The 10,300-nt window shown below is 71.1% G+C and carries 10 protein-coding genes; 9 read left to right on the forward strand and 1 reads right to left on the reverse strand.

All coding sequences use genetic code 11. The features are described 5' to 3' along the window. Window positions 1-31 precede the first annotated feature (31 nt). From glnII to AB0H86_RS24430, 7 genes are all read left to right on the forward strand, one after another. The gene (glnII, locus tag AB0H86_RS24400; RefSeq protein WP_362442436.1) at window positions 32-1,060 is read left to right on the forward strand and encodes a glutamine synthetase; all 1,029 of its coding nucleotides are present in this window, start codon (window positions 32-34) and stop codon (window positions 1,058-1,060) included. 167 nt (window positions 1,061-1,227) lie between these two features. Beyond that, complete coding sequence (locus tag AB0H86_RS24405) at window positions 1,228-1,350, forward strand: hypothetical protein (protein WP_362442439.1); 123 nt, start codon at window positions 1,228-1,230, stop codon at window positions 1,348-1,350. An 81-nt stretch (window positions 1,351-1,431) separates the two neighbouring features. Then, entirely contained in the window at window positions 1,432-2,049 is a 618-nt protein-coding gene (locus AB0H86_RS24410; RefSeq protein WP_362442442.1) for a winged helix-turn-helix domain-containing protein, read from the forward strand. A gap of 89 nt (window positions 2,050-2,138) precedes the next feature. After that, window positions 2,139-3,152, forward strand: a complete 1,014-nt coding sequence (locus tag AB0H86_RS24415) for an NAD-dependent epimerase/dehydratase family protein (RefSeq protein WP_362442445.1) — start codon at window positions 2,139-2,141, stop codon at window positions 3,150-3,152. 135 nt (window positions 3,153-3,287) lie between these two features. Beyond that, entirely contained in the window at window positions 3,288-4,553 is a 1,266-nt protein-coding gene (locus AB0H86_RS24420) for a sensor domain-containing protein (RefSeq protein ID WP_362442448.1), read from the forward strand. Continuing rightward, a complete protein-coding gene (locus AB0H86_RS24425) occupies window positions 4,538-5,191 on the forward strand; it encodes a response regulator transcription factor (RefSeq protein WP_362442451.1) in 654 nt (217 codons plus the stop codon). Before AB0H86_RS24420 ends, AB0H86_RS24425 begins: the two co-directional genes overlap by 16 nt. 202 nt (window positions 5,192-5,393) lie before the next feature. Next, complete coding sequence (locus AB0H86_RS24430) at window positions 5,394-6,989, forward strand: DUF1996 domain-containing protein (RefSeq protein WP_362442454.1); 1,596 nt, start codon at window positions 5,394-5,396, stop codon at window positions 6,987-6,989. A 114-nt stretch (window positions 6,990-7,103) separates the two neighbouring features. Here AB0H86_RS24430 and AB0H86_RS24435 read toward each other — a convergent pair whose 3' ends face one another. Beyond that, entirely contained in the window at window positions 7,104-7,553 is a 450-nt protein-coding gene (locus AB0H86_RS24435; RefSeq protein WP_362442457.1) for a hypothetical protein, read from the reverse strand. A 135-nt stretch (window positions 7,554-7,688) separates the two neighbouring features. Here AB0H86_RS24435 and AB0H86_RS24440 point away from each other — a divergent pair, with 135 nt between their 5' ends. Together AB0H86_RS24440 and AB0H86_RS24445 are read left to right on the forward strand one after the other, a co-directional pair. Continuing rightward, window positions 7,689-8,189, forward strand: coding sequence for a tetratricopeptide repeat protein (locus AB0H86_RS24440; RefSeq protein ID WP_362442460.1), 501 nt, complete (start codon window positions 7,689-7,691; stop codon window positions 8,187-8,189). Between the two features lie 77 nt (window positions 8,190-8,266). Then, window positions 8,267-10,210: a hypothetical protein gene (locus AB0H86_RS24445; protein WP_362442463.1), complete on the forward strand. Its 1,944-nt coding sequence runs from the start codon at window positions 8,267-8,269 to the stop codon at window positions 10,208-10,210. The last annotated feature ends 90 nt before the right edge of the window (window positions 10,211-10,300 follow it).

Genomic DNA, 10,300 nt, shown 5'->3' on the forward strand with positions numbered 1-10,300 from the left:
CGTCTAGACACACCCCCGAAGGAAGTGGCCCGTGACCTTCAAGGCTGAGTACATCTGGATCGACGGCACCCAGCCGACGGCCAAGCTGCGTTCCAAGACGAAGATACTCGCCGACGACGCCAAGGGTGCCGAGCTGGGGATCTGGGGCTTCGACGGGTCGTCCACGAACCAGGCCGAGGGCCACGCCTCGGACCGTGTCCTCAAGCCGGTCTTCTCCTGCCCCGACCCGATCCGCGGCGGCGACGACATCCTCGTCCTGTGCGAGGTCCTCAACATCGACATGACGCCGCACGAGTCCAACACCCGTGCCGCGCTCGCCGAGGTCGCCGAGAGGTTCGCCACGCAGGAGCCGATCTTCGGCATCGAGCAGGAGTACACGTTCTTCAAGGACGGCTACCCGCTGGGCTTCCCCAAGGGGGGCTTCCCGGCCCCGCAGGGCGGCTACTACTGCGGTGTCGGCGCCGACGAGATCTTCGGCCGTGACATCGTCGAGGCGCACCTGGACAACTGCCTGAAGGCGGGCCTCGCCATCTCCGGCATCAACGCCGAGGTCATGCCCGGCCAGTGGGAGTTCCAGGTCGGCCCGGTCTCCCCGCTGGAGGTCTCCGACCACCTGTGGGTGGCCCGCTGGCTGCTCTACCGCACCGCCGAGGACTTCGGTGTCGCCGCGACGCTGGACCCCAAGCCGGTGAAGGGCGACTGGAACGGCGCCGGCGCGCACACCAACTTCTCCACCAAGGCGATGCGCGAGACCTACGAGGCGATCATCACCGCCGCCGAGTCGCTCGGTGAGGGCTCCAAGCCGCTCGACCACGTCAAGAACTACGGCGCCGGAATCGACGACCGCCTGACCGGTCTGCACGAGACCGCCCCGTGGAACGAGTACTCCTACGGTGTCTCCGACCGTGGCGCCTCGGTCCGTATCCCGTGGCAGGTCGAGAAGGACGGCAAGGGCTACATCGAGGACCGCCGTCCGAACGCCAACGTCGACCCGTACCTGGTGACCCGCCTGATCGTGGACACCTGCTGCTCCGCCCTGGAGAAGGCCGGCCAGGTCTGATCCGCACGCTGATCCGCACCGCTTCCTCGCGAGGGGCGCCCACCGTGACGGTGGGCGCCCCTCGCGCGTGCGTTCTCTGTCGTGGACGTCAAGAATCCACGCCGAGGAGGCGTCCAAGCTGTGAGAGAAGGGTCCTCGTGACGCCGTCCGTCTGCTTCAATGGGCTCATGGCCAGCTTCCAGAAGGACACCGCGACGGGTCGCCACGACCTGGAGCCGTTCTGGCCTTCCCGTCAGCATCACGACTTCGACCGGGTGTGTTGCCGCGCGACGAACGCGCCGGCCCTCTAACGCCGTACACCCCGGCCTTCGGCCAGCGCGACACGACGTACGTCCCCTCGACGACTCCTCGCGCGAAAGAGCTGACACCTCATGGCGACCACCCGTTCTCTCTCCACCGCCGCCCGCACCGCCCCCTCCGCCCCGGCCAACGGCTCCGCCCGGCACCGCCTGCGTGCCGTCGACCGGGACGAGGTGGTCGAGATCGCGGACTTCCTGCCGCCGGGTGCCACCTGGCTGCCCGCTCCCCCGCACACCCTGCCCACGCTGCCGGGACAGCCGCCGATGGTCGGCTACCTGGTGCTGGTGCCTGCCGACCAGCAGCCGCCGTTCCTGCCGACGGCGGTGCCCGACCGTCCGGACACGCCGGTGGTGCCGGTGGCGCCTGGGGTGGGCGACAAGGCCGTCGGCGCGGTCGACCCGCTCGTCCGGGTCGACACCGTGGAGCGCACCGCCGCGGTGGCCGGACGTGAACTCGACCTCACCTACCTGGAGTTCGAGCTGCTCGCCCACCTCGTCGGCCACCCGCACCGGGTGCACACCCGCGACCAGCTGGTCACCACGGTCTGGGGCTACGGACACGTGGGCGACGGCCGTACCGTCGACGTCCACATCGCCCGGCTGCGGCGCAAGCTGGGTGCCGAGCACCGCCTGGCGATCCAGACGGTACGGCGGGTCGGCTACAAGTACACGCCGCCATCCGGGCGTTGATCCTCCACCGGTCGGTTCCCGCTGGGTGAGCCTCTGCTGACGGCAGAGCGCTGTTCCGTTCCGCGGGCGATCCCCGCACAGTCTCCGGTATGAGACTTCTCCTGCTGGGTGGGACCGAGTTCGCGGGACGGGCCGTCGCCGAGGCGGCCCTCGGGCGCGGCTGGGAGGTGACCGTCTTCCACCGGGGGCACCACGAGCCGCCGGTCGGGGTGCGGTCGCTGCACGGCGACCGCACCGCGCCCGACGGGCTCGCCGCCCTGACCGAGGCGCACGGCGACGGACACTGGGACGCCGTGGTCGACACCTGGTCGGGGGCGCCCCGGGCCGTGCGGGACGCTGCGCGACTGCTGCGGAACCGCGCCGGACGGTACGTGTATGTGTCGAGCTGTTCGGTGTACGCCTGGCCCCGGGACGCCGGGTACACCGAACAGGCGCCGCTGGTGGACGGCGCGGCCGCCGACGCCGAACAGACCGACTACGCCCGGGACAAGCGGGGCGGTGAGCTGGCCGCCGTCGAGGAGTTCGGGGCGGACAGCTCGTTGCTCGTGCGGGCCGGGCTGATCCTCGGGCCGTACGAGAACATCGGGCGGCTGCCGTGGTGGCTGAGCAGAGCCGCCCGTGGCGGGCCCGTCCTCGCGCCCGGGCCGCGTGACCTGCCACTCCAGTACGTCGACGTCCGTGACCTGGCGGAATGGATCCTGGACTCGGTGGAGCGGGGCGCGAGCGGGCCGTACAACCTCGTCGGTCCGCCGGGACACACCACGATGGGCGCGCTGCTCGACGCCTGTGTCGCGGTCACCGGCGGGGCCGCCGAACTCCGCTGGACCGACCCGGACGTGATCCTCGGCGCGGGCATCGAGCCATGGCTGCACCTGCCGGTCTGGGTGCCCCCGGGCAGCGAGGACCACGCGGCCCTGCACGGCGCCGACGTCTCCCGCGCCCTCGCGTCAGGCCTGCGCCCCCGCCCGGTCACGGACACCGTCACCGACACCTGGCACTGGCTACGAGCCCTCAACGGCCCACCCCCACAACGCCCGGACCGCCCACCGGTCGGCCTCGCCCCTGAACTGGAGGCGAAGGCGCTCGCGGCGGGCGGGGGCTGAACCCGAGCCGGGGCGTCGAGACTGGGAAGGGGGACTCGGAGAGGGAGCGGTGGTGGGCGGGGTGTATCTGGCACCACCCCTGAACGACCGTTCAAGTCCCGTGTTTCGTGGCGGTGCCTCGGCCAGACTGACGGCATGACCATGGAGACGAAGAGCGACAGACCCCGCACCGGGCCGCGGGAGGTCGGGCGGGCAGCCCTGCGGGGGTTCGGGCTGGCACTCGTGGTGTTGCCGGGGGCGGTGGCCCTGTTCACGATCTCGCTGGTGTCGATGGCGCTGATACCGATCGGGGTCGGGATCGTCACCACCCCGTGGGTGCTCACGGGGGTGCGGATGTTCGCGGACTGGCGGCGGGCCCTGGCGGCCGAGTGGTACGGGGTGCGGATCCCGCCGGCGTACCGGCCGATGCCCAAGGACGCCAACCCGTGGACACGCACCTTCGGGATGCTGGGCGACCCCGCGACCTGGCGGGACCTGAGGTGGCTGCCGGTGGACATGACGGCCGGGTTCCTCACCGCGCTGCTGCCTGCCCTGCTGCTGTTCTACCCCGTCGAGGGGTTCGTGATAGCGGCCGGGCTGTGGCGGGTCTTCCCCGACGGGTACTGGTACGGGTTCGTGCCGGTGACCGGGCAGGCCTCCGCGTTCGGCGCCGCCGCCCTCGGCCTGGTCCTGCTCTTCTTCGCGCACTTCCTCACTCCGCGGCTGCTGGAGGTCCACTTCCGGATGACCCGTTCCGTGCTCGCCTCCGGCCAGGGCGAACTGTCCGAGCGGGTAAGGGTGTTGACCGAGACCCGGCGGGACGCGGTCGACACCTCCGCGGCCGAACTGCGGCGCATCGAGCGGGACCTGCACGACGGGGCGCAGGCCCGGCTGGTCGCCATGGGCATGGACCTCGGCACCATCGAGGTACTGGTGGAGAAGGACCCGGAGCAGGCCAGGCGGCTGCTCTCGCAGGCCCGCCAGTCCTCCGCCGAAGCGCTCGCCGAGCTGCGCGACCTCGTCCGAGGCATCCATCCTCCGGTGCTCGCCGAGCGCGGACTGGGCGATGCCGTACGGGCGTTGGCGCTGCGGCTGCCGCTGTCCACCGAGGTGGACGTGGAGCTGTCCGGCCGGGCGGACGCGCCCGTGGAGTCGGCCGCGTACTTCGCCGTCAGCGAGGTGCTGACCAACGCGGTCAAGCACTCCGGCGCCAACCGGATCTGGGTCGACGTGCATCACGCGGAGGGCATGCTGCGGATCTCGGTCACCGACAACGGCCAGGGCGGCGCGGCGATCGGGGCGGGCTCGGGCCTGGCCGGCGTGGAGCGACGACTGGGTACATTCGACGGCGTCCTGGCCGTCAGCAGCCCCGCGGGCGGTCCCACCATGGTCACCATGGAGATCCCTTGCGCGTTGTCCTAGCCGAAGACCTGTTCCTGCTGCGCGACGGACTCGTCCGGCTCCTTCAGGCCTACGACTTCGAGATCGCCGCCGCCGTCGAGACCGGGCCGGAGCTGGCCCGTGCGCTGGCCGAACTGGAGCCGGACGTCGCCGTGGTCGACGTCCGGCTCCCGCCTACGCACACCGACGAGGGCCTGCAGTGCGCGCTCGACGCCCGCCGGGCCAGACCCGGGCTGCCGGTACTGGTGCTGTCCCAGCACGTGGAGCAGCTGTACGCGCGCGAACTGCTCGCCGACGGCACCGGCGGGGTCGGCTATCTGCTCAAGGACCGGGTGTTCGACGCGGAGCAGTTCGTGGACGCCGTACGACGGGTCGCGGCGGGCGGGACGGCGATGGATCCGCAGGTGATCCAGCAGCTGCTGTCCCGGCGGGCGGCCGACGACCGGCCGCTGGGCCGGCTGACCCCACGTGAGCGGGAGGTGCTGGAGCTGATGGCGCAGGGCCGGTCCAACGCGGCGATCGCGGCGCAGCTCGTCGTCACGGAACGGGCGATCGCCAAGCACACCTCCAACATCTTCGCCAAACTGGATCTGGAGGTGTCGGACGACGACAACCGACGCGTCCTGGCTGTTCTCGCCTATCTGGACCAGGGCCACTGAAAACGGACCCGGTCTCACACGTGCCGTAAGGGATCAACAACTCAAGGTATTGCCAAAGCAGTTGGGGCTGAATTGTCTCGCGCATCTCTCATGAATTTCTGTGACGGCTGAACACCCGTGGGGCTCCCTGCGTATGGAAGGGGGCCGCTTTACTCCTGTCGGGCGCCTCGATGCTGCCCCGCAAGGAAGTCTGAGGAGTTCCATGGGACGCAACACACGTAAACGCCGTTCGTCAATGGCCAACAAGGCCATAGCCGCGTCGGCGGCCCTAGCGCTCGGTGGGGGCGGGCTGATCTGGGCGAACTTCTACGCTTCGGCGCACGAGTCAAACAGCGCGCAGAACCAGACCAAGTCCGCCGCCGCGCAGGTCGCGACCATCGCCTGCCCCGATGTGGGCCAGAAGCTGACGGACGTGCCGGACAAGGCGCGCTCCGGCGTGGACAAGGAGCTGGCGAACCTCGACAAGCAGATCACCGAGGCCTACACCCGGCTTGCCTCCACCCGGCAGGCCCAGGCAGGTGACGCCAGCTTCGTCCAGAACTCGATCGTCGGCCCTCTCAAGGAGAAGCGGACCGCGACGATCGACCGGATCCGGCTCGACGTCGAGCGCGTCGGGGGCAAGTTCGACAGCTCCATGAGCCAGCTCTCCGCCTGCACCACGCAGACGGCGGAGCCGCAGACCAACGCCGGTGGGCAGAACGGCGGTCAGCAGAACAACGGTGGCCAGCAGAACGGCGACCAGAACCAGGACGGCCAGAACGGCCAGAACGGCGACCAGCAGAACGGCGACCAGAACCAGGGCGGCCAGGACGACGGTCAGCAGGGCGACAACGCCGGTCAGCAGGGCAACGGCGGCCAGGGCGGCAACGGCCCGGCGGCGGCGGACTTCGTGGACATCACCCAGGTCCAGGGCAACGCCCAGCTCGGTGTCGACCAGAACGGTCTCCCCGCGAACGGCGACAGCGGTTCGCAGGGCACCTTCACGTCGGACTGTGGCACCAACGGGAACGACAACCACAACACGGACAACGTGATCGTCGCCCCCGGTGTCACCAACGGCGCCCACCACCTGCACGACTACGTCGGCAACCAGAACAACGACGCGTTCGCCAGCGACCAGGAACTGGCGGGTGCCACGACCAGCTGCCAGAACCAGGGCGACAAGTCGTCGTACTTCTGGCCGGTGCTGCGTGTGCAGGACGGCACGCAGGACTTCGACCAGAACAACGACGGTGGTGGCAAGGAAGGCAACGTCGGCAAGATCCTCCAGCCGGCCCAGGCCGAGCTGAAGTTCGTCGGCAACAAGAAGGGCGACGTCGTCGCGATGCCGACGGCGCTGCGCATCATCACCGGTGACGCCAAGGCCTTCGTCAACGGCAACGCCAACGCCAACGTGAACTGGAGCTGCACCGGCTTCGAGGACAAGGTGCAGCTGAAGGACCAGTACCCGATCTGCCCGCAGGGCAGCCAGGTGGTCCGGACGACCAACTTCCAGAGCTGCTGGGACGGTCAGAACATCGACAGCGCCAACCACCGGACGCACGTGGCGTTCGCCCAGGCCGACGGTACCTGCGCCAACAATTTCAAGGCGATCCCCCAGCTCCAGGTCCGTCTGACCTACGACGCCCCGGCCCCGCAGATCCAGGACGGGCAGGTCGTGAACGCCTACGCGGTGGACACCTTCCCGGAGCAGCTGCACAAGCCGATCACCGACCACAACGACTTCATCAACTTCTTCTCCCAGGACACGATGAACCAGATGGTCGACTGCATCAACAAGGGAGAGCAGTGCCAGTGACGGCCTGACGGCCTGATCGAACGCTGAAGGCCGGTGGTGAGGATTCCTCACCACCGGCCTTCGCGTTGTCCGGATGCGGCCCGCCCGCGCGCCCTGGTTCAGTGACCGCGGAGTTCAGTGACTGGAGTGCGAGGCGCCGTCGGAAGGCTCGTGCGACCCCTCGTGCGCGGCGTGGTCCGTGCCCTCCTCGATGGTGCCGCCGAGCGTGCCGCGCAGCGCCGTCATGGTGCTGGTCTCGCCCACGGCGACCCACTTGCGGCCGACCAGGTAGTGACCGCCGTAGTCCTTCGCCCCGTTGATCCACTCGCGCTGACCGCGGTCGGTGGCGAAGGTCGCGAGGATGAACTTGCCGTCGGTGTTCTTGCAGATGGCCTGCCGGATCTCGTCGGCGTCGGTCTGCATGTCCGGTGTGCACTTCACCTCGGCGGCCAGGTGCTCCAGACTGCCGGTGGCCGCCTCTGGTACGGCTGCTGCGGCGTCCTTCGTGTCGCCGGAGCCGCAGCCCGCCAGCGCCAGCACCAGCGCCGCGCCGCCCAGCGCGAGTATCGGTCGGGTCAGCCTCATCTGTTCCTCCGGTCGCATGAATCAGACCATGCCTCAGGCGGCCCCGGCGAGGGGCCCGTCCTCTTCGATACGGCTGTGAGGCGCGCCGCACTCAAATCGGATGCCCTATGGGCACGCACATGCCAAGGTGACCCGATGAATCGAGACTGGGAAGATCGCGTGGCCGCCGCCTGGGCGACCTTCGACGACTACGCGGAAGAGGACGCGGCCGACTTCCGCGCCGTGATCGACGCCCTGGTCGCCGAACTGCCTGCTCAGAGCCCCCTCGGCCCCTTCGAGCGGGCCTGCGCGTGGGACTCGACCGGTCACTCGGACAAGGCCGTGCCGCTGTACCAGGACGCGCTCGCTCGCGGTCTGAGCGGCTACAAGGGGCGGCGCGCGAAGATCCAGCTCTCCAGTTCCCTGCGCAACGTCGGACGGGCGGAGGAGGGCGTCAAGCTGCTGACACCCGAACTGGACGCGCCGTCCGACGAGCTGGACGACGCGATACGGGCCACTCTGGCGCTGTGCCTGTCCAGTCTGGGCCGCGACCGTGAGGGCCTGTCCCTCGTACTCGGCGCCCTGGCCCCCCATCTGCCGCGGTACCAGCGGTCGATGGCGAACTACGCCCGGGCCCTGGTCACGCCGGAGGGTTGATTCACCCGGGTTGATTCACCCGGGTTGATTCACCCGGGTGGCGGTGACCATCCACCGATTCGCTCGTTCTGCTGAACGTGCAGTCACAGGATGTCGCCCCGCGCCCCGGCCGCCCCTCCCCCTCCGCAGCCTCGTCAGCCTCGTCGTCCGATCCGCTCGTCGACGTCGAGCAGGCCGAGGCCGCACTCGTCGAGCACTACCCGCGGCTCGTGCGGCTCGCCTATCTGGTGCTCCCGCCGGGTCTCGGGCGGGGCAGGCGCGTCCTGACCGCGCACGCCCTCACCCAGCGTGCCCTGCCCCGCGGCCGCACGCCCGCGCCCGTGATCCCGGCCCAGTCCACCGGCCGCGACGGTGACCCGGGATACGCCCTCGTCCGGCTCCAGGTGCTGCGTACGGCGCTGGAGGCGGGCCTCCCGCTGCGGCGCCGGGCGTGGCCCAAACGCTCCCAACTGCCGCCGGGCCTCCCCCAGGTCTGGGGCCTCAAACTGTTCCCGCGCTCGGGCGGCGCCGACGAACTCGCCCTGGACCAGCGGCTGTCCGCCCTGTCCGGCCCGGCCCGGGCCGCCTATGTGCTGCGCGGCCTGGAGAAGCTCCCCGACAGCGACGTACGCAAGGTGCTGACGGCCGCGGGCGTCGACGACGGGGACGCCGCACTGAGCGAGGCGGACGGTGTCGCCGCGCGGTACGCGCTGCTCGAATCCCCCGAGTTCGACCCCTGTTCGCTGCAGGCGCGGCCCACCGACCTGATGCGGCGCAGACAGCACACCAAGGCGGCGCTCGCCGCGGCGGCCGCCGTCGCCGTGTGCGGGGCGCTGCTCGGTCTGCCCGGCGACGGCTGGGGCCCCGACGGCGCCGCCGCGCCCGCGTACGCGCGCAACCCCGCCGCGCAGGCCGCCCTGGACCCGGGAAGGGTGACCCGGGTGGCCGCCACCGCGTGGAAGACCTCCGCGCGCACCGACTTCTCCGTGTGGCCGGCCCGCGGCGGCCTCACCGGTGACCGGGAACTCCTCCGCCGCGCCCTCGCCGTCTGGGCCCGCCCCGGCGAGACCGTCCAGGTCTCCGCGACCCCCGGCACCCCGTCGGGCGGCCCGGCCGGACCGCCCCAGCTGCTGTACGCGGGGACCGTGGACACCGTGCGCGTGGTGATCCTCTACGACGGTCTGCGCATCGCCCGGTACGCGGAGCCGAAGGACGGCGCGAAGGGGGCCGCCCTCGACTTCGCGCGGGTCGACGGCGCGACCGGGGCCGAGGCGAACGCGGTGGTGCTGGGCCGGGCCGACGGCAACGTCCGCTATCTGACGGCGCCCTGGGTGACGAAGGCGGCCGAGCGGGACCTGCTGAAGCCGGGCTCAGGCGCGATGGACCTCGCCCTGACCGACGGCGTCGCCGCACCGCTGGCCGGCCCCGCCCAGAGCGGCGCGTGCACCTCGTGGAACGTGCTGCAGCTGACGGACACCTCCGGCACCCGGCTGCTGACGGACCTCGGTGAGCTGGTTCCGGCCCACCTCACCACCGGTCGGCCCGGGTCGGCGCACGAGGCGTCCGGTGCCAGGGGGCTGCGTACCTGGGCCCCCTTCGCCTGCTCCCTGGCCGCCGTGCGCGCCGCGGGCGTACGCGGCGTGAACGCCTGGGAGTTCGCCACGCAACCGCTGCCCGACGCGAGCGGCTCGGCCACCTGGGTGTGCACCCGGGCCGAGACCTGGCGGGGCGTCGGCACCCGGGCGCTGGCGCAGTTCCGCACACCGGGCGGGGCGTACGGGGCGGTCGCGGCGAAGGCCGAGAACGTGCCGGCCTGCGGCCCGCGCGAGCCGCATGTGCTGGCCGGGGTGCTGTGGAAGTCGGAGGCGGGGCCCTGGTACCTGCTGGCCGCCGGGAGCCGGGGCACCACGTCGATCACGGCGACGGGCGCGGCCGCCGGATCCGCACAGGGCAATCTGCTGGCCGTGCAGTCCAAGCAGGGCGCTCAGGCCGAGCTGAAGGGGACCCTGCGGGACGGACGGTCGATCGACGGGCTGGGCTAGGGCCTGTCGTTTGGATCAGGCCGCAGGAAAGCAGCGGTGCTTCCTGGCCGACCTGAGCGGGGTGTGGTGCGTGCAGCTGCAAGGCGGAGG

It is taken from the genome of Streptomyces sp. NPDC050997, from assembly GCF_040660135.1.
Classification (GTDB): domain Bacteria; phylum Actinomycetota; class Actinomycetes; order Streptomycetales; family Streptomycetaceae; genus Streptomyces.